At 61.4% G+C, this 21,899-nt stretch carries 16 protein-coding genes; 4 read left to right on the top strand and 12 right to left on the bottom strand.

Translation table 11 applies throughout. From position 1 onward, the window contains the following. Positions 1-56: 56 nt before the first annotated feature. The 6 genes from FYK55_RS19295 to FYK55_RS19320 all read right to left on the bottom strand — a co-directional run bounded on the left by FYK55_RS19295 (position 57) and on the right by FYK55_RS19320 (position 7,784). Positions 57-623 (bottom strand): hypothetical protein, encoded by a 567-nt coding sequence (locus tag FYK55_RS19295; protein ID WP_150078081.1) that lies wholly within the window; start codon positions 621-623, stop codon positions 57-59. A gap of 193 nt (positions 624-816) precedes the next feature. Further along, a complete protein-coding gene (locus FYK55_RS19300; protein ID WP_150078082.1) occupies positions 817-1,401 on the bottom strand; it encodes a hypothetical protein in 585 nt (194 codons plus the stop codon). Positions 1,402-1,640: 239 nt separating this feature from the next. Beyond that, positions 1,641-2,033: a DUF3467 domain-containing protein gene (locus FYK55_RS19305; protein ID WP_150078083.1), complete on the bottom strand. Its 393-nt coding sequence runs from the start codon at positions 2,031-2,033 to the stop codon at positions 1,641-1,643. A 287-nt stretch (positions 2,034-2,320) separates the two neighbouring features. Then, on the bottom strand, positions 2,321-4,564 hold the full coding sequence (locus FYK55_RS19310) for a hemolysin D (RefSeq protein ID WP_235908819.1): 2,244 nt from the start codon (positions 4,562-4,564) through the stop codon (positions 2,321-2,323). Positions 4,565-4,695: 131 nt separating this feature from the next. Next, positions 4,696-5,649 (bottom strand): efflux RND transporter periplasmic adaptor subunit, encoded by a 954-nt coding sequence (locus tag FYK55_RS19315; RefSeq protein WP_235908820.1) that lies wholly within the window; start codon positions 5,647-5,649, stop codon positions 4,696-4,698. An 86-nt stretch (positions 5,650-5,735) separates the two neighbouring features. Continuing rightward, a complete protein-coding gene (locus FYK55_RS19320) occupies positions 5,736-7,784 on the bottom strand; it encodes an efflux RND transporter periplasmic adaptor subunit (protein WP_150078084.1) in 2,049 nt (682 codons plus the stop codon). Positions 7,785-8,086: 302 nt separating this feature from the next. Here FYK55_RS19320 and FYK55_RS19325 point away from each other — a divergent pair, with 302 nt between their 5' ends. After that, the gene (locus tag FYK55_RS19325; RefSeq protein WP_150078085.1) at positions 8,087-8,515 is read left to right on the top strand and encodes a hypothetical protein; all 429 of its coding nucleotides are present in this window, start codon (positions 8,087-8,089) and stop codon (positions 8,513-8,515) included. Positions 8,516-8,693: 178 nt separating this feature from the next. After that, the gene (locus tag FYK55_RS19330; RefSeq protein ID WP_150078086.1) at positions 8,694-9,242 is read left to right on the top strand and encodes a DinB family protein; all 549 of its coding nucleotides are present in this window, start codon (positions 8,694-8,696) and stop codon (positions 9,240-9,242) included. 139 nt (positions 9,243-9,381) lie between these two features. Here FYK55_RS19330 and FYK55_RS19335 read toward each other — a convergent pair whose 3' ends face one another. From FYK55_RS19335 to FYK55_RS19350, 4 genes are all read right to left on the bottom strand, one after another. Further along, the gene (locus tag FYK55_RS19335; RefSeq protein WP_150078087.1) at positions 9,382-13,197 is read right to left on the bottom strand and encodes an ATP-binding protein; all 3,816 of its coding nucleotides are present in this window, start codon (positions 13,195-13,197) and stop codon (positions 9,382-9,384) included. Beyond that, the gene (locus FYK55_RS19340) at positions 13,194-14,438 is read right to left on the bottom strand and encodes a metallophosphoesterase family protein (RefSeq protein ID WP_150078088.1); all 1,245 of its coding nucleotides are present in this window, start codon (positions 14,436-14,438) and stop codon (positions 13,194-13,196) included. Before FYK55_RS19340 ends, FYK55_RS19335 begins: the two co-directional genes overlap by 4 nt. 506 nt (positions 14,439-14,944) lie before the next feature. Then, complete coding sequence (locus tag FYK55_RS19345; RefSeq protein WP_150078089.1) at positions 14,945-15,931, bottom strand: hypothetical protein; 987 nt, start codon at positions 15,929-15,931, stop codon at positions 14,945-14,947. Between the two features lie 85 nt (positions 15,932-16,016). Beyond that, positions 16,017-17,411 carry a sulfatase-like hydrolase/transferase gene (locus FYK55_RS19350; protein WP_150078090.1) on the bottom strand — a complete coding sequence of 465 codons (1,395 nt, stop codon included), beginning with the start codon at positions 17,409-17,411 and terminating at the stop codon, positions 16,017-16,019. Between the two features lie 368 nt (positions 17,412-17,779). Between FYK55_RS19350 and lpxB the strand changes: the two genes are divergently transcribed. Both lpxB and FYK55_RS19360 read left to right on the top strand, forming a co-directional pair. Then, positions 17,780-19,003, top strand: a complete 1,224-nt coding sequence (lpxB, locus tag FYK55_RS19355) for a lipid-A-disaccharide synthase (protein WP_150078091.1) — start codon at positions 17,780-17,782, stop codon at positions 19,001-19,003. 421 nt (positions 19,004-19,424) lie between these two features. Next, the gene (locus FYK55_RS19360; RefSeq protein WP_150078092.1) at positions 19,425-20,210 is read left to right on the top strand and encodes a hypothetical protein; all 786 of its coding nucleotides are present in this window, start codon (positions 19,425-19,427) and stop codon (positions 20,208-20,210) included. A gap of 193 nt (positions 20,211-20,403) precedes the next feature. Here the strand turns inward: FYK55_RS19360 and FYK55_RS19365 are convergent, their stop codons facing one another. Both FYK55_RS19365 and FYK55_RS19370 read right to left on the bottom strand, forming a co-directional pair. Next, complete coding sequence (locus tag FYK55_RS19365) at positions 20,404-21,207, bottom strand: PEP-CTERM sorting domain-containing protein (protein WP_161604629.1); 804 nt, start codon at positions 21,205-21,207, stop codon at positions 20,404-20,406. 183 nt (positions 21,208-21,390) lie between these two features. After that, positions 21,391-21,861 carry a hypothetical protein gene (locus FYK55_RS19370; RefSeq protein WP_150078094.1) on the bottom strand — a complete coding sequence of 157 codons (471 nt, stop codon included), beginning with the start codon at positions 21,859-21,861 and terminating at the stop codon, positions 21,391-21,393. Positions 21,862-21,899 lie beyond the last annotated feature (38 nt).

A 21,899-nucleotide genomic window follows, 5' to 3' on the forward strand; every position in this document is an offset into this window, starting at 1 on the left:
TGTCAAGCAACACCGATCGCGCTTGCTAACAGCTGCACGCAATCGGCGACTCGCAACTATTTGAGCATCTTTTTGACTTCGCCCATGATTGCGGCGACGTCGACGCTGTCGGCGGTGTCAAACTTGTGCGTGGCAACCACTTGGCTGTCGTTGGCAACCACAACGGTGACGGCCGCCTTCTCGTTGATCTTGTAGCTGGCCGGACCGGTGACGTTGTCTTTGGCGACCACGACCGGAACGTTCTTGGCGTTGCTGGTCTTGGCAACCTTGGCCGCGGATTCCTTCAGCTTGGCAGCGTCATCGCCCAGCAGGGTCAGCAAGCCCTTCAATTCGGCTTCCTGATTGGCCGTGACGGCCGAGTCGATTTCCTTTACCAATTTCTGGACGTTGTCGCCGGTGTCTCTGGCGAAGACCATCACCATCGGTCGCGATCCGTACTTGCAGCGATAACAAAGCTGTTCACCCTGTTCCACGCCGTCGTCTTCGGCGCCAGCAACCTTGGTGACGTAAAACGCACCGATCGGATCGCCCTGTTCCAGGCCTTCGGTCGTTGCAGCCGAAGCCGAAACGGCAAAACCGAGCAGGAGACCGAACACGGTCAGTGGCATCATGAGTCGAGACATAAATCAGATACTCCAGGAATCTTAGTGGGGGGCAGGAAGAATGGTGGAAGCGGAGCCGGCTGGCTTGCGGCCGAATCCGAAGTCCTTCCGGGCAGGCAATCGCCATCGGGATGACAGGCCCGCCAAAGTTTTCCCATTATCCCGGATCAGCAAGGTCGTGAAAGAGGTAAAACAGCCCCCCCGCAAGGATCCGTCAGCCGCGTCCACGTTCCAGCAATACAAGCATTAGCAGAGCCAGCAGCGACCGCAGTTCATCGTCCTCGGGCATCTCGGCCAGTTTTTGCAGGCTGAATTTCCCCTCAAAAACCGCCGGGTGCTTGGTCAGTCGCAGCAGCGGCGTGCCGTCGGGCCGGCTGACGATGTAGCTGGGATTGAGCAAGTAGATCGCGGCCAGTCCGACCAGCGGGATCTCCCCCAGGACGCTCTCGATCAGCTTTTTGACCGGACTCTCTTCACGGATGGTCATGTCGACCTGGCCATCCTGCATCACCTCGTAGTGGGCCGCCCACAGGGATTTCATTCCTTTGCGACGAACCGCGCCCCAGACATTTCCTTCCGCGTCGGAAAAGTGATAGTTCGCCGAGAAATCGATCACCCGATCGGCTTCGATGCGAAACAACAATTCACTCCGCGAATGGTCGCCAAAGATCTCGACCTTTTCACGCAATTTGAACAACTTCTGGCTGATGAACATGACCAGGTTGTCACCGGCATCGTTCACGGTGATCCGCTGGCCCAAGGTCAGCAGTTTGAAGCGAAGTTGCAAGGGATACTGCATTGCCTGGGGTCTTCCGTAAGATTCAATGAACTGAAAACGTGACGCCAACCATGGCATCCCCGCGGAGGTCCTCCACGGCTGAAAACAAAAAACCGCGTGCCTGCAAATCGACACGCGGTTCTGAGTGATTGGCCGCCGGCATGGGGTGCCGGGGACGGGTCGTCAGTGCCGTGGCCGTGCTGCCCGGGGACGATTCCCCCAGCAACTTCCCACAGCGGCGCCGGACAGCTGCCGAAACGCTATTTCTTTTCGGCGGCGGCCGGCTTGGCGGCCTGCTGCTGTTGCCCCAGACCGGGCCGGACGCGTTTGTTGATGTCCGTTTCCAACACACCGAAAACGGCTTCGTGACGCGCGATCGACATCTGCAACGCGGCCAGCAAACGCTTGGCGGTGTAAAAGTTGACGATGATGCGCTGCTTGACTTCGATCGGATCCTTCGGGACGCCGATCGGCTGCGGGTTCAGACCGAAATCGACGATCAGCTCTTCGGGAGATCCCGTCACGCGGCAAAAGTTTGCATAGGTCGCCAGCGTGTTGTCGTCATTGACTTGGACTTGGACCGGCTGCGACTGCGTTTGGGCTTGTTCGGCCGGCGGCGCTGCTGCTTCAGGTTTCTTGGATTCATCAGCCATCGAAGAGATATCTCCACAAGGGGTTGGGGGTGCGATCGAAGCTGCGTAGTTTGCAGGACCGCGCAAAAACAAAAGGGACTTGGGTGGGGGGACCGAATTCTCCGCCGGGGCGCCGTTCAATCTAACGGCCACCCGTCGGGGCGAAAACCGATCCCCAGGGTAAATTCAGGCGTCGCGGTGAGTTGTCAGGTTGTTGTTGTCCAGGACTAGGTCGGTGGTTTTTGGGGAAGGGGGACGACAAGGGCGTCGCGGTCCGCAGTCGGGGTCCGCTTGAAGGGCGGGTCGTTTCAGAACTCAAAATTGAACGTTTGCGCGATCACGCGCCACAGCCGTTGCCCCAGCGATTTCTTATCGACATGCACCTTGGCGCTTCCGCGGTAACCGGGACGCATCGGCAGGTCGGCCGACTGGATCTCGAGTGGGACGCGGGCCTGGTAGGTAACGCTGCGAGGTTTGACCTGTCCGGTCGCGGGGTCAATCTCGGTTTGCAAATCGCTGCCCGTCTGACTGGCCATGGAGGTGGACGTCATCCGCAAAGGCTCGCGTGATTTCTCGCTGATCATTCCGGAAAAAGTTTCCAGCCGGCGGGAGTCCAATTTCATGTCGACGGACTGGCCTTCGCGGACCAGTTGGACGTCGCCCTGATCGATTGCCAAGACCGCTTCGTAGTCCTCGGCGTTTCCGATTTCGCAAATCAAGTCATCCGACGTCAACATCGCCCCACGATTTTGCGGGTCCAGAGGGGATCCGCTCCAGGACGGAAGTTGCCCCTGAGGCGTCTCTTCTTCAGCGCGACGCGGCGGCGGGATCACCACTCCGGCGATCGGGGCGCGGATCGTCAGCCGATCGATCTCGGCCTGCGTCTTCCTCTTCAACTCGCGGACCGACTCCAGGATCTCGAGCTGCGTTTCCAGCTGGCCGGCCAACGCCCGGTCACCGAACACGCGATTCTGCAGATTCTCGTACTGCGTCTGGGCAACCGTTTCTTCGATTTCCAGATCGGCCATTCGCAATTCCAGATCGGGGTTCTTCAACTCCGCCAGGACATCTCCGGCCTGGACCACTTGGCCCGGGCGGACGGTTCGAACGATCTGGCCGGCGGAACCGGCGTACACCCGACCCGACTCGGACGGCCTGATCTCAAAGGCGCAGTCGACGTGGTGCGGCAGCGGGATGTAGCAGACCGCCGCGAGCACCGCGGCCACGATCGACAAGCTGACCGCCACATTGAATCGTTTCACTTTTGAAAGTCTCCCAGGAGTTCGACAGAACTTCCACGTTTGGATCACCGGTTGAGCCACCAACCCGGCGAAACCGATGATCGCGACCATCCGACCGATGACTTCCAACCCGTAGGGCTCAAGCACCTTGATCACGAACCAGCAAATTGAAAACACGACGACCCAGCGATAGATCACGCTGGCCACCGTGAACAACGCGAACCACAACCGCCCACGCGTCGGCAAAAACGGGTCGTCCTGCAATTCCAGACCCAGGCAGGTCTTTTGGAACCAGCGCTTCAGCACTTCGGTGCTCTTCTGGCGAAGGTTCGGAATCTCCAGGATGTCCATCAGGATGTAGTAACCGTCGAACCGCAGCAGCGGGTTGCCGTTGACCAGCACGGTGCTGACGACGTTCAAAAACATCATGTTCAAACACAGATCGTTCAACGTCGAACCGTTCTCGGTAAAGAACCACACGAACGCCGCGATCGACGCCAGAATCATTTCGACGTAAATCCCGCCGGCACCAATCCAGACACGTTTCCATTTGTTGGGCAACATCCAGGAATCGGACACGTTGCAGTACAAACACGGCGTGAAGACCAGCAGCATGAAGCCGATCTCGTGACATTCCCCGCCGAACTTCTTGCAGCTGAGCCCATGGCCGAACTCGTGCAACACCTTCACGATCGCCATCGTCGCCGCCAGAATCAGCCAGCGGTCGGCGGCGAAAAACTGTTGGAACGTCGGCAGCCGTGAGTAAACGGTCTCGTACTGGGTCGCCAACAACAGCGAGGCGGCACCCATCAGGGCCAGAAAGAAGATCAACGCCGGGACGGTGAACACCCAGCCGAACCAGGGCAGGATCGCGTTGAGAATCCGTTCGGGATCGAAACCACGGAAACGCAACGCGAACACGTTGGCCAGCTTGCCCATCGTCTCCTTGGTCTTCTTCTTTCGACCCCGGTAGCGCAAGGCCTTTCCCTGCCCCGGTGAATTGCTGATCACCAGCCCGCTGCGGTGCAACATCCCGATGAACTGCTGCAGGTCGCCGAAGGTGATTTTCTGCGGCGCGAATCGCTGTTCAAAACCGTCCTTGATCTGCTGCAAGCTGACGTGTCCGTCCAGCATGTTCAAGATGAAGTACTCTTCGTCGTGAAAACGAAAGTACTGCAACCCCACCGGCTCCTTGACCACCCAGTAACCGGTTCCCTGATAGCGGTGCCGGCTGGCAACCAGGTCCGGTCGCGTGCGCACCGTCAGCGGCCTGGAAGAGCTGCTAACGAGGGATTCGGCGAGTGTGGTCATGGATCGCGGGATCGAAGGGCGGAAGAGGAGCGGTCAGCGTTACCGACGCAGTCGGCATGATTGAGTCACAGTTGGCGACTTACGAAGCGGTCGGCCGGTTGAGGCGGCCGGCGTTGCGAACCGGGCTGCGGCTAGAACAACCCGTCCGGCCGGGCGTCACCGGGCAAGATCCGCATCGAAGCTTCCATCCCCGGCTTGATCAACCAGCCGTCGCCCACGGGTTCGTTGGGGATGCTGACCCAGATCCGATGACGATGTTTCAAATCCAGCTCGGTGCTGACATAGTCGATGGTGGTTTCAAAGCGTTTGGTGACCGGATTGTCGCGCGTCCCGCCGACGATCACGGTGACGACCACCGGCGACCCCTTGCGGACCTGACCGGCATAATTGATCGCGTCAATGAACCCTTCCACGCGGATGCGGTCCATTTGAACCAGTTCGACGATCGGGCTGCCCGGTTGGACCCACTCGCCCAGCTGCGCGATGCGTTTTTCGACAAACGCATCAAATTCGGCCCGGATGGTTCGCATCTCGATGTCGTATTCGGCCATCTTTGACGCCGCCTGCTTGCCCATGTACACGGCCAACGCCGTGTCTTCGTTCAGGTCGGCCAACTCGATTCGCAACTGCGCCCGCTCGGCTTCCAACTGCTTCTTTTTCATTTCCAGGTAGGGCGTGGCGCCTTTCTCGTGCAGCTCCTTGTAGGTTTGCGCCTCGGCCGCGGCGATCCGTTCGCTGTTGACCGCGTCCCGCTTGTTGACGTCATTCTGGGCATTCAGCTTGGCCTCCAGTTCCTCGGCCTTCTTGACGTCCAGGGCCAGCCGCGCGGGTTTGTCGTCGACCACGGCGATCACGTCACCGGCCTTGATCGCCATCCCTTCTTCGACCATCAGCTCAGTCAACTTGCCCTGCGATTCGGCCGGGACCTTGGTCTTGTTGATGTATCGAACCATGCAGTTCTCGACCAGGATCCCGTCGTCCGATTGCGGCAAACGCGTCTGGGCGATCGCGGGCGCCACCATGGTCAACAGGGCGCACAGCGTTCCGCAGCAGGCGCCGTAGAGAAAGGCGTTTCGTTGAAACATCAGATCGATCAGTCCGGATGGGAGAAAAACGGTTGTGCGTGGAAAGCAGTCGTGCCGTGGAAGCCGGCGCCAAGACGACGCCGCGGTCAGAAGAAGAACTTGCAAAGCCATTCATAGATTTCGTGGAAGAACACGAAACCGCTGGCCGCGCGGCCGCAGTGGATGTTGGCGATCACCGAGGCACCGGGGCTGGGCGACAGGTCCCGCAGCGGCGTCTGGCTCGGCAAAGCTTCCATTTCGATCACCGCCCCGTGCTCCTCGTGGGACTCCGCCCGATTCGAAATGCTGGTGACCGGCAATGCCGCTTCCAAGGCATCCATCGTCGGATCGGTCGCCAGGATGTAGGTCACGCGAAGGTCGTCGTCGCCGCCGCGCTCCTTGACGTAATGGTCCAGGTGCCCCTCGCGTTTTTCGGGCAGCTCCAGCTTCAGCGAGTAGGGCTTGCTCAAGTCCGCGACTTCCAGCAACACCTGGCCGGTCATGATCGGCCGACTGCGAAGGGTGTCCTCCACGTCCCAGGTCGTGACCACGCCGTCGATCGGCGAACGAATGATCAATTGCGACTCGCGTTCCCGCTGCAGTGCCAATTTCTTACGAAGCGATTCGATTTTGGTTTCCAACTCGAATTCCTGGCCCTGCAACGCGGTCCGGTCGGCCGGTTCCAGTTGCCCGTACTGCTGCGCTTTGACCTTCCGCAATTCGGCCAGTGCGCTGCGCAATTGCCCTTCCAACTCTTCCAACTGGATGGCGATGTCGGGATTCCGCAGCCGGACCAGCTCCTGACCGGCCGTGACCTTGCTGTTTCGTTGCACCAGGACGTCGATCACTTCACCGTCAATGGCTGCGAAGATTTGGCGCCGGACCGTCGGCTCCAAGGTTCCTTCGGCCGACAGATTGAAGTCCTTTTTGATGAACGTCAGGCCCGCGATGACGGCGGCGATCAGCCCCACCACGGCCAACGTCTTGGGCAACGTTCGGGCTCTGAGGATCCAGGTGGCCCGGCCCAGCAGACGCCACAGCGGCATCAGGAACAGGTTGCTGTGCGATTGGGAGTTGGCGATGGCCCGCGTGCCGTGCTCATAGACCAGGTCGCAGCGCTGCCGAAAGATCTCCTGGGGGATGTCGGTCTCGATCTGCTCGACGATCAACGCCCCAATGACCTCGCCGCGGTGGGCGTCATCGCGATCGATTTCGCCGGCGGCGCCCTCTTCCTCGCCCCCCAGTTTCCGTTGCGGCTCGCGCAACGGCAGGACGGCGATGTTCCGGCCGTAGGATTGGTCGACGTAATCTTCCAGCGCTTCTTCGATCTGCGGCGGCAAATCTTCGGTCGCCCCGTCGTGCCACAACGGTTCCCCCGCCGCGACCACGCGGGTGGCCAACCGGTTGAGCGCGGTGACGATGTTGGAACGATTTTCGATCGTGTCCTGGCCACTGATCGCTTCGACCTTGCACTTGCGTCCCTTCTTGATCGCCACGCTGACGCGGTCGCAACCGATCAGGCGGCGTCCCTCGTTGGCCACCACGTAGGCGGTCTCCTTCAAGTCCAATGACTCATGCGCCGCTCGGGCGAACGAGTCCGCCTGCTGCCAAAGTGTTTGTCGATCGCCCAACGATCGAAGCTTTTGGCTCCGCAGCCACTCGGCGGCCAGCGAACACATCTGCTCCAGAAACCGCAGGTAACCACGCTGCGTCTCCGGCGCCGTGTCCGGGCGTTGAAAGATTTCGATCAACCCGTCCTTGTGCCCGTCGTGGGCCAGGGCCCCGAGCACCAACAGGTAACGCGTCGGGTTGCCACCCGATTCGCCGTCGCTGGTTCCGCTGTAGGGAGGCACCAACAGTGATTGGCCGGCATTGGCCGCGCGGCTGATCAAGCGGGAGTGACGCACCGAGTCGTCGGTGTCATCGGCCAGAATCGACGGCTCGGCATTGATCTGGTACTGCAGCTTGAGGTGCTTGTCGTCGTCGAGCAGCCAGATCGCTCCGCCGGCGGCGGCCAACGCGGTGATGATCCGGGAAAGCAGCTCGGGATAAAACTCCTCCGCGGTGGCTCCGCTTTTTGCCAACGAGGCAATCTCATTGACCAGGCCGCGGATCTGCGCCTTGGTTTCTTCGACGGTTTGTTGGTTGACCGACATGGATCAGCTGTGGCGAGCACGGAAAAGAGGGGGAACAAACAACGGCAAACGCGACAGTACTGAAAAGCGAATTACGTTTCCACGTTGACCTGCAAGCAGCACCGGAGGGACAAACCGGAATCGGCCACTGGGCTACCGAGCGTTTCAATGGGCCACCGAGCAGTCCGCTGGGCCGGCCACCAAGCAGGCGCCGATCGGGCCGACGCCGCCTGCCGCTGCGGGACTGCCGCGGAGGCGACTCCGAGGGTTTTCCCCGATTCGGCTCGACAGTTTATACAGTTTGTATATGATTGTCTACAGAAATGACTGAGTCCTCCAGCGAAACGTCCCCCGGCGAAACCGACGCCGCCCTCGCCGCCGATCTGCTCGGCGATTTGCAACGGCAGATGAGCCGTTTGCAGCGTGAAATCCGGCTGGCGATCCAGGCCCAGCTGGGCCAGATGACCGGCCGTTCGCTGGGATCGCTGGAAGCCAATCGCGCCCTGGCCCAGTCGATCCACGAGATGCTGGACAGCCACGGGCTGCGGGTCCGTTGCTGCCAGTGCGGCCACCCGGCAATCCTCCGCGTCTCACCCCGGGCCGGGGCGACCGATGGCGTGTTCGTGTTTGACCACACCATCGACGGCCGGCGCACCTTTCACGGCGGGCGAACGGTGATCCCGGAGATCCACGTGGTGGCCAAGCCGGCCCGCAAGCCGCGACGCTCCGCCGAAAAGCGGGCGGCCGGCTAACTGATTTATTGGCCCGCATCACTTCGCGATCGCGATCCTTGCCAGGGATACGGGACAAGCCCGGGCGTGGAGTTTGCGTCACCGCCACCGTCTGTCGACGGTAGCGACTTGGCCGGCTGCGAGTTGGATCCGCGTTGGACGCGTTTTCCTCTTCCCGGGCTCTGGTATCATCGGCGTCATGAATGATTCCTCTCCGACACCGACCCTGCCGACACCGGCGGCCGCCACCGAAATCTTGTCGGCTGCCATCGAGCAAATCCGATTCGCCCGCCAGTACACGTTGCAGCTGCTCGACGCCACTCCCGAAGCATCGTGGTTCACGATTCCGGAGGGCCTGCCGACGCATATCGCCTGGCAGGTCGGCCACCTAGCTGTCGCCCAATATGGGCTGCTGATGTTTCGCATCCGTGGCCGTCGCCCGGAAGACCTGGACCTGATTCCGGGGCGGTTCCGCAAAGCTTACGGGCGGTCATCCGAGCCGAAGGCTGATCCCGCCGGACAACCAACGCCGGCGGAATTGCGGGATCGGCTGACCCAGGTGCTGGAGACGGGACTCTCGGAGCTGGAATCACTCGCGCCCGACGTCTTGCTGGAACCGGTCGACATGCCGTACGCGGCCTACCCGATCAAGTTGGGCGCGATCCTGTTCTGTCCGCTGCACGAACACATCCACGCGGGCCAGATCGGTTTGCTGCGCCGCGCGCTGGGATTGGATCCGGTGCGATAGTTTGCCCTGGTTCCAAGGCTCCCGCCTTGGAACCGACTGTCTTGCCGGCTCCGCCGGCGAACGATCAGCAGAGCTGACGGAGCCAGCGTTCAGCGCGTTCCCGGGCGGGACCCCGGGAACGAGGGGGCGAATCGCGGCATCAGGTGGTGACCCGGCTACCGTCCCACCAGGCGTTGTTGCGGTTCCAGATCTCCTCGGGGATGTCCTCGGGATCCGCCTGGTCATCAAACCATTCGTCGTTGATGGCTCGATGAGCGGCGTTCAAAGTTTTGGCCGCGCGCTCCTCGGTGCTGATTTTCCCGTCAGCCGGCTCCCTTTCGAACCAGGCCCAACCGATCGCCGGTTGAGGACGTCCCTGCGACGGTTCCGGTTCCGGTGGCTCGCGCGGGGGCTCCGGCTCTCGGGGCACGTACACCGTTTTCACCACGGTGCGTGGCGGCGGAGCGGGACGCGTCTTTTCGACGACGACGACCTTGGGCGGTGGCGGCTGAACCGGCTCCGGTTCGGGTTCCGGCTCGAGTTCCAACTCGGGCTCCGGTTCCGGTCCAGGTTCCTCCGGCAGCGGTTCTTCCACGACCAGCTCTTCCTCGTATTCGGGTTCCTCGACGATCGGCTCGGGTTCCTCGTACACAATGTCCTCGACCTCTTCGGGCAGCAGGACCGTTGCCCGCCCCGGTTTGCCCTGGGCCGGAAGCTGACGGACCTCGACGCCGATCGAATGGAAGATCTCCACGATGTGGTCATGGCAGGTGAACATCAAAACCTGGTGACCGAGTTCTGCAAACATCCGGAGGGTGTCGGCGGCGTGCAGGGCACGGTCGCCGTCGAAGTTCACCAGGACGTCGTCCAGCACCAGCGGCAGCATCACGCCTCGGCGGGCATACGCGGCGGCCAGAGACAGCCGCAGCGCGATGAACACCGCCTCCCGCGTTCCCCGGCTAAGCACTTCCAAAGGCAGGTCCTTTCCATCGGCGCTATCGATCTTCAGCTGGTTGGTTCCCAGCGGCGTCCAGATCCGCGTGTACTTGCCATCGGTCAGACGGCCCAGGAAGGACGACGCTTCGCGGAGTGTTTCCGGCTGTCGTTCGCGTTCGAATTTGCCGCACACCTCTTCGACCAGGCAACTGGCGGTCGCCAGAATCTGCCAGCGTTGGGCAACGCCGTCGATCTTGCGATTGACACAACCGAGTTCCAGCTGGGCGACCATCAACCGGTTGTCTTCCGCCAGGTGCTTCATGTCGGCGGCCAATTCTCCCTGCTGGGTTCGCAGCGTTGCGATGCGTTCCTGCGTTTCGGCGACGCGCGTGGTCAGCAGATCCCACCGCTTTTCCAAAGCGGATTGGCTGCTGCCTTCGATCGGTTCAGCAACGTCGTCGTAGGACAGGTTGCCGGAGATCATCGATCGGATCTGTTTGTCGACCGCCTCCCACTGCTCACGCAACTCCACCAAACTCGCCTTGCTGTCGACCATCTCGTAGAACTGCTCGGCGGTGGCGACGCCACACTTGGCCCACAGCGTGCGACGCTGTTGTTCGCCGCGTTCGATGGCACGGGCGTGAGCGGCGTGCTGACGCTTGAGCTGCGCATCCTGCTCTTTCAGATCGCGGCGACGTTTGATCCAGTGTTGCTGGCGTGCCAACTCTTCCTGCAAGTGATTGAGTTGCTCCAACGGTCCGACACGGCTGACGCGTCGCGGCGACGGCGCCTCGGAAGCTTCGTTTTGAGCGGAAGCAGGCGGCCGACTCGGATCGCGGTCGGAGCGTTTTTCGGATGTCGCTGTCTCGGCTTGTCGCTGGGCTTTGCGATCGTCTTCGTTGACTTCCAAAGATTCCAGGTACAGCGATTCGATTCGCTTGGCCAGCCCTTGTCGTTCGCGGACCCGCTGATCTTTCTCGGCTTGCAATTCTTCCAGACGACGCAGGCTGCTTTGCACCGTTTCGTAGCCTTCGCTCAGCTTGCGCACGCTTCGCGGCGACATCGAATCGGCCAGCCCAAGTTTCTTCAACGTCGAGGTCCATTCCCGCCGGGCCGCCTTGAGCTGCTCAGCGGCCTTGACCGCTTTGGCCCGGGCCGCTTCATAAGACTGCTTGGCCGCCGCGTGGGCGTGGTAGGATGGCATGGTCGCCTCCAGATCCGCCAACAGCAGTTCGGCCTGCCGCACGCGAAACTCGATCGGCTGGCTGCTGCCTGGAAGGTCCGAATCCACTTCATCGCGTTCGGCTTCCAGCTCTCGGATTTGTCTCCGCAACGTGTCGATCTGGCGATCACAATCCTCCCGGTCCTGGGCCGTGGATCGCTGGCCGTTCTGCTTGCTCAAGAAGTACACGGCAAGCGACATCGCGCCAAAGAACAGCCACAACATGCCCGCGGTCGGTGTCGGTTCACCGGCCAGGAACCAGGTCAATCCCAGCAGGTGCGAGAAAGCCACGATCAGACAGCAGCCGCCGACCACGAACGGCAGCCCCATCAGCAACAATCGATCCAGCGGCAAAACTTCGGCGGTCGACAGGTCGACCGATTCGTTTTCCAACGATCGGTAGTGCCGCTTGATCTTTTCGATGTGCTCACCCAACTGCATCCGCCGGCGCAGCGAGGCCAGATGTTCGTTCTCTTCGCGGATCGCCTGCTGCAAGTCCGCCGAACGCGTCCGCTGCAAGACTTCACCGAGTTCTTCTTCGTATTGGTCGATCCGCTTCTTGTAATCCAAGCCCTCGGCACGAGCCTGTTTGAGCAGGAACAACTGCTCCTTGACGCGTTTGGCGGGCCCGGCGAGCGCTGACAGGGTTTGCCGCGACAGGTCGGGCATTTGGGACAGGTCACCATCCAGCAAGGACTCACGATCTTCGTCGCTCAGCCCCAGCCGTTCAGCGTCGGTCGCCAGCTGGCCGCGGGCTTTCCCGATTTGCGTGTCGACCTTGGCTATCTGCTCTTCGAGCGCTTCGACCCACGTGGCCTGCTCGGTCGCCGCTTCGATCCGGCCCTGCAGCTCCAGCATCCGTTGGCTGACCGGAAGCTGCGCCGCCTTGTCGCGCAGCTCTCTGCGCTTCTGCTTGACCTCGTCCAGTTTCTTGCGACGCTCGTCGATCAAAGCTTCGATCTGCACCAGTTGCCCCGGCGCTTCATCGGGCAAATGGGTCTCCGCCTCGATCGCTTTGATCTCTTCGCGCAACTTGCGGCGTTTCTGCCAGGGGTCGAACACGTTGACGGCGGCTTCGACGTGCCGCGCCTCTTTCTCCCACGCGGCAATCCGCTGGCCCAGGTCGTTGATCTCTTGTTGTTGGGTTTGCCGCAAGCTGGCCAGTTCGCTCCAGCGACGACTCTGGCCGGTCAACTTTTGAACTTCATCCCGCAGCTGTTCGCGGCGGCGCAGCAGCGAATCCAGTTTGTCGGCGTCCTCGCGAGCCTGTTTGGCGGAGCCGCCCACCAGCGACTTGCGGCCCTCGCGGAGCGAACGAATCACGTCCACCAGGGACACCCGATCCAGCCCGCTGGAAAGCTTGTACAACTCGTCCGCCGCGGCGGTGTCATCGAGCGTGTTGAGTTCTTGAAGTTCGCGCATGCCGATGGCGAACACGTTGGTAAAGATTGGTTCGTCGATCTGACCCAACAGCATGCTCAACCGGTGCTGGCCTTGAACCAGTCCGTCCTGGCCGGTCACGGTCAGTTGGCCGGTGACGCTGGAATCGGTCATCTGGGCGTGGCGACGGATCTGGTAGCCGCCACCGGGGCCGGTCACGCGAATCGCACCGCCGGGTGTGCCGCCGTACAAGGGTGGCAGGTACTTTTCGCGACGCTCCGGCGTGAACCCGTACAGCATCGAACGCAAGAATTGCATGACCGTCGTCTTTCCGGCCTCGTTGGGTCCGTAGAACAACGTCATCCCATCGGGCAACGAATCGATGCTCAGCCCGGTCCAGACGCCGAACCCGTCGATTTGCAGGTCTTTGACTTTCATGATGTTTGCACCCACTGCGGCTTGCCGCCGCGTAGCAGTTCGACGCCGATCAGCGTCGCCTGGTCCAAGGTTTCTTGACGGCGTGTTTCGGGAACTTCGGCCAACAGGCTGGTCGCGGTGGTCGCCAGCGACGGATGCTCCTCGGTCATCGGCAACAGGTTGATGCCGGCGGAATCTTTCTTGCGATGCTCTGCGGCGACGCGCAAGTAATCGCCCAGAATCGTGTCTTCCTCGTGCCACGACTTGGGGTACTTCTGCGGCGGACGAACCCGCAGCCGGGTCGACCAGGCCGCCGGGGCGCCGTGTCCGTATTCGCGTCGAACCCACTGCAACAACTCTTCCGGATCGCCGATTGCCGAAAGCGATTCGCCGTTGCTGGCGACGATCTCCCAGCCGATGATCAGGTTCCGGCCGCCGGCTTCGTGCTCCAGACGCACCAACCGCTCGCCCATCAAGTTGTGAATCGTTCCGACCGCAGCGATGTCGGCCGCATCCAGCCGGACCTGGCAATAGCGGAACACGTCGGTCGGCATTTCATGAACCCGCAGGTTCAATTCCGCGTCGACATCGACGATCGAGAAGCCGTGTGGGCCGGTCTCCCCAAGCGAACGTCCCTGCGGGGTGCCGCTGTAGAGCGCTGCAACTTCACCTTCCGATTCCAGCTCTTCGCGGTTGTGTTTGCCGCCCAAGCACCAGAAGTCGAAGCGGGCTTCCGAGAGGGTTTCCAGATTCGCATCGCCGTGTCCGATGCCGATGGTGAACTCGTCACTGGCCTCGCTCTGATATCCCGGCACGTGCAGCGACGCCCGTCCGTCGGTGCTGCGACCGACCACACGACAAATCGTGCGTCCCCCACGCGACACTTCGATCGTGCTGGGATGGTCTTTGGAGAACAACGTCACGTTGGGCGGCATCGCGCAGGCTTCCGGCCACTTCTGCGGATCGTCCGCGCCGCCGGCGGCCCAGTACACCGGTGTCTCCGCATCGTGCAACCGCTGGAATTGCTCCAGCAGAAAGTTCATGCCGTAGGGCCCGGCCGCCTGCGGATGAAGCAGATCGCCGGACAGCACGACAAAATCGATGTTGTTGGACAGGGCCGCGTCGAAGACGGCTCGCACGGCATCATGGGGCGCCGACGCCAGCTTGTCACGAAGCGGCGGCGGCAGCTCATCCAGATCGCCCAGCGGTCTTTCCAAATGAAAATCGCTGGCATGGATGAATCGAAAAGATTCGCCCGGCATCGGTTCCCTCCGTGTTCGCTCCGTCGTCATCTCCAGGCGGCGATCCGCTCTGAGCTCTCATAGCCCGATTCGCGGCGGTCACCACGCGTGTCGGACGTCGACCCACGCGCCGACGTCCGCAGCTTCTGCCCGGCCGCCGAAGATCAATCCTGCAAGAAATCGCAGCTCTCGGCAGCGCGGCCCTGCGAGTTTAGCGAAAAGACGAAAAAATCACCAAGCCAGTTTTTTCGGCTCGCCGTCATACGTTTTCGAACGGTTGCTAGCAATCGCAAACCGCTCAGCCGGACAGCACCACTTCCCATCAAAAACACCGTGATTTGCAGTGCAATCAGCGGCAAGACGCTAGCCGCCGGTGGATGCGAGAGAATCCGCGGCTAGCGCCACGCGGCTCACGCAAAATGCGTTGTCCAGCGAGGCTCTGTCTGAAAGGCTCTGTCTGAAAGAGCGTCGCGACGCTCGCCAGAGCGTCGCTTTCCGCCGCGGCGGTCATCGCCCCAATACACGCCTCATCTTTTGTTTCGAGCCTGCATCCAGACGGCATACTCCACCGCGGTGAGCAAGCCGTCGCCGTTCTGATCCGCCATTTCTGGACTCAACAACATCGACTGCCACTCCGAACGGACCAGAGAGCCGTCATTGTTTTTGTCATACCGCGCAATGATCCGTTTGCTGTACTTGAGCATCTTTTCATCGATCCCGGCAGCGGACTCCTGTGCCAGGGCGAGCTGGGACTGCTGCTGAACCTTGATCTGATCGATCAGGTTGCCCGCCGCAACCATTGCCTGGGAGGCGACCTCGGCGTCCTTCGACGCGGCGGCCTCGATGACGTGCGGCAACAGCTGCTCGCCGGAAAGGCCTTGCAACTCCACCAACGACAACAAAGCCAGCGACTGCGGATTTTCTTCCAGTTGCTCGGAGAGCGTTTCGGTCGTGGCATCGGGCATCCCTTGCAATCGCTTCCGCAGCATTTCGCGTAGCAACTGCAATTGATCGCGTTGGATCACCTGTTGCCGATCCCGTTTGATCTGATTCAACGCCTGCAAGCGCTCGTCACAGCAAACGTAACAACTCAGTGCCAGGTCCACCTGCTCCTGATTGGAGAGCGTGGAAAACGGCAGCAATTGATTGGCCAGTTGGACTTTGACGATGTCCCAGTCTTTTTCATTGGAGAGGTTTCCCATGGCTGCGCGAATCGGTTCGTCAAACCGCTGATCGCGATAACCGCCGCGGGCAACCATTGCGATCGCGGTGGCCTGACTGGGATCTTCAAAGTCGGCGGCCCGCGTGCACACCAGATTGCGGAACCGGGCCTCGGTGTCGGACATTTGAGAATCCTCGCCGTCCGCATCGGCGGAGACATCCGCTGGATCGTCGGCCGCGGGTTCCTGCGCGATCGCCGCACCGCTGAGGCAAGCCAAACAGAAGACGAAGCTCAATGGGACAATCGCCGCGGCCCCGGTCTTGAGTCCGCATCCGCCGAAAAACAATCGCATCGCTGTCCCCTTTCGAATTGCTGCCACCCATGAACTTCCCCAACAGTCTAACCCGATCGGGCGGCCAACGTTTCGCCTGGACGGATCAGGGATCGATCGGATTGCCGAACGCATCGACCAGGGGTGGCTCTTCGACACCCTCCATCGCATCGTCAATCACCGCGCGCAGTTGTTTGCTCGCCGCCCGGTCAGCCTCGGTCTCGTCCGCCGCGCTGACGGCAATTTCCTCCAACGGTTTGTCGGTCAATCGAAACAGCCGACCGTCCCGGAACAGCTTGTGCGTCCGATTGAGCGCGAACACGTGGCGACCGAAACGTTCTTTGTCCCAGCCCGGTCGCGGGTCGTACCAGAAGAATGCCGTCTCACGCGTCGGCCCGGATTCACCCCGCAGCTGTGGCAGAAAGCTGATCCCGTCCAGGGAAGCTTGCTTTGCCAGATCGGGACGACCGGCCAGATCCAACAGCGTCGGATAGAAGTCCGATGGATCGACGATGCGGTCCACCACGGCGGGCTGAAATCGGTCGGGGCAATGCACGATCAGCGGAACATGGATCCCGGTTTGAGTCGGCATCGCTTTGCCGCCCTGGATGACGCGGCCGTCACGAAGCATTGAGTGGACTTCCAAGTGCGTGCCGTTATCGCTGTAAAAGATCACGACGGTTCCCGCGGCAAGGTCACGATCCCGCAACCCTTGCATCAAGTTCCCCACCGCCACGTCCATGTACTCGATCATGTCGCCGGCAAACTTCAGATCCGTTTCTTGGGGAACGCTTGGGTCCCAGCCCGTTGTCTTGGGCGTCGGCTGAAACGGCCAGTGCGGAAGCGCCATCGGATAGTAGACGAAACGCGGCCGGTCGCTGTGGGTGTCCAAGAACTGCAAGATCTTTTCGACCCACACGTCTTCTCCGTAGCGGTCGTGATAAATCTGCAACGTCCCCGGCGCACCGGCCGTGCCTTCCAACATGGTCGGGTTGGCGTAACGAGACCCCTTGTCTTCGGTGTGCAACGCGTGGAACAACGCGTATTGATCGAAACCGGCATCTTTCGGATGCATGCCGGTCCCCCGTCGCGCCGATCCGCCGGCGAATTCCGGTGGGTCGTAGGAATGCAGCTGCCATTTGCCGAAGATGCCGGTCACGTAACCGGCGTCGGACATCGCGTGGGCGAACGTCCGCTGGCCGGGATCCAGTATGCCAAACGACTGCCAATTGCGATGGTTGTCTTTCCCGGTCATCAATTCGATGCGGGTGGGCGTGCACAACGGTTGCGAGTAGGCATGGGTGAATCGCACCCCATCGGCAGCCATCTGGTCCAGGTTGGGCGTGCGGTAGGACTGGCCGCCGTAGCATCCCAACCCCTCGATGCCCACGTCGTCCGCCATGATCAGAATGATGTCCGGCGGGTCGTCGCCCGCCGACAACGGACCAGGGCCGATCGTGACAAGCACCAGAAACAGCAACAGCGAGAATGATCGGGCCATCGAACGGTCTCAGAGAAAATGGATAATTTGGGCTATTGTAAAACAAATCGGCCCGCACGCCTCCTGGTGCCAAGGTTCCACCGTCCCTTCTGGTTCCAAGGCTCCCGCCTTGGAACCCACTGTCTTCCGGGCTCCGCCCGACAACCACGCGAAGCCGCCGGCGGAGCCAGCACCCAGGGCGTTCCAGGGCAGGAGCCCGGGAACGAGGGACCATCCTCACCGCGCTTGCGCATAATCCTCCGTCCCTTCTGGTTCCAAGGCTCCCGCCTTGGAACCCACTGTCTTCCGGGCTCCGCCCGACAACCACGCGAAGCCGCCGGCGGTGCGTTTCCCTTGACGCCGCGAGGGGATCTGCCTAATCACGGGCTATGAGCAAAACCATTTTCTTCTCGGTCGGCGAACCCAGCGGCGACCAGCACGCCGCCCGATTGATCGACGCCCTCAGGCTTGCGGACCCGTCATTGCGTCTCCGCGGTTTCGGCGGTCCCCGGATGGCGGCGTCCGGATGCGACGTGGACTTGGATCTGACCAGTCACGCCGTCGTGGGGCTGCTGGAAGTTCTGCCCAAACTGCGCCAGTTCTTTCGCTTTGCCGACCAGGCCGAAGCCGTTTTCGCCTCCGGTCAAATCGAAGCCGTCGTGCTGGTCGACTTCCCGGGGTTCAACTGGCACATCGCCAAACGGGCAAAAAAATTCGGCATCCCCGTGTATTACTACTGTCCCCCGCAACTTTGGGCCTGGGGTGGATGGCGGATCAAAAAGATGAAAGCGACCGTGGACCACGTGCTGACCGTTCTGCCGATCGAGCAAACGTTTTTCTCCGACCATGGGCTGCGGTGCACGTACGTCGGGCATCCGTTTTTTGACGCGGTCGCCGAAACCGAGCTCGACCGACCCACGTTGGACGCGTTGAATGCGTCGGCCGGAACCGGCGGCAGGACCGTTGCAGTATTGCCTGGATCCAGAACGCACGAAGTCCATCGAAACTGGCCCATCATGCTGCAAGCCATCCGGCGACTGGCCGAGCGTCATCCCGACGTCCGCTTCGCCGTGGCAGCCTACCGCGAGAAACACCTCCAGGAGTGCCGTGAATCGCTGCTGAACTCGGGACCAGACCTGCCTGTCGATTTCTACGTCGGAGCGACCAGCGAAATCATCGAATCGGCTGCGTGCGCCATGATGGTCAGCGGTTCGGTCAGTTTGGAATTGATGGCCCGAAACACTCCCGCGGCCGTGCTCTACCGCGTCGGCCGGTTCTTGTACGCGTTCGGCAATTGCGTGGTCAAAGTCGACAGCATGACGCTGCCGAACCTGATGGACCCGTCCGATCTGGAGCGTCCTCGCGACCAGCGGGCGTTCCCGGAGATGGTTTCGGTCGGGAGCCCCAACCCGGCCGTCGATTTTCTGGTCCGTGTCGTCGACCAAATGATCGGTGACGGTGAGGTGCTGGCGGAAAAACAGCAGCGTCTGGAGCAATTGTGTCAGCGTTATGCCCGTCCGGGCGCCAGCCGCCGAGCCGCCCAGAGGGTGCTGGAACTGCTGGAATCGGCCGACCCATCGCAAAAAATCGGCGCGGCCCGCCAGGCGGCCTAGCCGGACAGCGGCTCTTCGAATCAAAAACACCGTGATTTGCAGGGCGCAATGAGCGGCAAGACGCCAACCACCGGGTGATGCGAGAAACCCGCGGCTCGGCCCTGTCTGAAAACACATAAAACCCGATCGCGGCGGAAAGCCACGCTCTGGCGAGCGTCGCTACTCATTTTTAGGAATAGCCTGAGGCCAACGCGGCTCGTGCACTGCGGCGTATTCCACGCTCTGGCGAGCGCGGCGACCTCAAGGTGCTGCTGTCCGTCCGGAATTGCGTAGATTTTCGGGCAATCTGACGGCCAAAGGCAAACCGGAGTCGACCGCGCGTCGTAGCGACTGTGTGCTGGATCTGCGCCCCATCGGGCGGGCGGCCGTGCTGCCACGATATCTTCTTCCCCTTGTTGATGATTATCCCCTTTCGAATCTGATGACGACTGAGACGAACCTCCCCCGCTCTCTCGGGGCCGTGATGAGTGCCGAAGCGGGCTTCGAACCCGAGACCGACGACGCCCCCCTACGCGTCTCCGGATTCATTTCACTTCTCCTGGGCCTGATCAGCGGATTCTCGATTGTCGCCCTGCCAATGATCGGCTGCGCGATCGCCGCGGTGCTGTTCGGCGTGTTCGCGTTGCGGCGCACCGAGTCTCGGTTGGTTCCGGTGGGGACGACGGCTGCCAGAATCGGCATCTTTCTGGCGGTCTTGTTTGGATCCTGGGGATTCGCCCGGTCGGCCTTCAAGCAATACACCCTGGGCACCCAGGCCGAACAATTCGCCCGTGAGTTCGTGAAGGTTGCCAGCGCCGGAAACCAAGCCTACACCTCCGAACTGCTGAAGAATTACATCAACCGCTACGACCGCACGATGAACTTGGAAGAGCGCTTTGCGGAGGACCTTGCGGCACGTGATCGGATGATGGAGGAGAACGAGAGAAATGGACTGGGTGGGGAACCGTCGCACCTCGAATCGGTGATGGAGCTGGTCAATGGTTACAGTCCCGATCACGAGTGGATTTTGGATCGCCCCGTCCACGTTTATTACCACTACGGTCGCCAATTAGCCGATGTGGTTCTGGCGGCTGACCGCTCGAAGGATCCCTATCGGATCCGGATCACGCTGGAGCTGATGCGACACAAGGATCGCGGCACCCACGAATGGCACATCGATAACTCCGGACCCTACCGGAAACGGCTGGTGGCCGAACGCGTGCTGTAGCCGGCCAGGCCGCGTGTCCCGACAGGGCCCTCGCTGCCGAGCACTGCCCAGCGCTGCGCTGAACGGCTTTTCGGGCCAGTTTCTCCCCAGCCCAGGTCTCTCCTGGGCCAGGTCCTTCTCGACTACGGGTTCGAAGATCGGCGACCCCGGGACGGCTACCGACGCAGCGACCCGCGGCGGAAAGCTCTTGCTGTCAACGCTCGCCGCGGCGACGCGTCCGCCGCAAACCGCCTGCCACCACCGCGATGGCGAGGAAACTGGCCAGTGTCGCCGGTTCTGGAACTGTCACCGGCTCGGGAACTGTCGGTGCGCGGACGGTCACGTCGTCGAATCGAATGCGTTCGGTGTTGGCATTGGTATCCACATCGACACGGATGCGAAGCGAGTTGGCGGCAAAGACCGACTGGGTGACCAAGGTCGCGCCCCAGTCCGCATCATCGGTGGCGCCGCCGATCGCGCGATCGCCGATCAACGTGTGGCCCTGCAGTAACGCCCCGGCCGCCCCAGCACCTTGCCAGTTCTCGATCAGCACGAACGGACCGCCGTCGATCGAATACAGCACGTCCAGAAAGTCGGACGTTTCCAGATCCCCGTCTTCTCCCGCCCACAACGACAGTTCCACCGGTCCGGCGACGCCGCTCAGATCGATCAGCGGACTCAGCCAACTGGAGCGCCCGTCAACGTCACGGACATCGAAGCGTCCATCGACGACTTGAAACCAATCGGTTGCCGCGCCCAGGGTGGCGGCGGAAATGTCGATGGTCCAATCCACGCCGGACACATCCAGCGTCGGAAATGGACCGATGGCGCCTTTGCCATCCTGCAACGAAAAGTCTTCAAAGTAGATCACGCCACCGTTGGCCTGCGGCGTGAATGCGAATGCGCCAATCGCACCCAAGAGGATGAGCCAACGTCCAATGACGTGTCCCATCGCCGGTTGCCCCACCCGTTGTCCCATCATGCTGCGCGCCAGCATGCCGTGCCCACTGCCATTCATTGCCCCATGCCCCCAGTGATCGTGCGTTGTGCAAGAAAGACCGATGTCCCGATCGCGTGACCAGTTTGCGAAACTCTCGCAACGTCGGTCGCGATCACTATAGCGGTCCCCGGACGCCGTCTCAACAATGCCTCCACGAGGCCGCCCGTGCGATGACATCCGTTGTCATCGGCGCCCGTGAAGTCACGTCAGCGTTCTCGTGTCTTCGACGCCGCAGACCTTGCGCGTGATCGGGTTGGCAAACCCGGAAATGAAGACCGCCGACGCAATCAGGACTCCGATCAAGCCGGTCAGCGGGATGAAGACGATCTTGACCCACAGCGCCTGGTCGGCAAACAGAACGGTTGCCCCCAGCGCTGAGAGCAAGAACCCGATGATCCACAGAATCACCATGAACTTTTTTGAACACAGGAACCGCTGCATGTCCGTCGCACTCTGGGTGTGTCGGGCGAAGTAGTCGGAGAGGTTTTCGCCGGTATCGGACCATTGGTAGTCCGAGATGGGGAAGTACCCGTTGCAGTCCGAGCACCAGGTCTGGGTGATGCTTGACATGGGATTGGAGACAAGTTCAAAGGGCTGACCGCTGACCACCGTTTCATTGTCGCATTGGACGTGACGATAGGCGCGAGATTCGGGAACGGTTGCATCGGACATGGAATCCCCGCGGTGGGACGAGAAGAAAAGTCGGATCA

The sequence above is a fragment of the Roseiconus nitratireducens genome (genome assembly GCF_008629675.1).
Classification (GTDB): Bacteria; Planctomycetota; Planctomycetia; order Pirellulales; family Pirellulaceae; genus Stieleria; species Stieleria nitratireducens.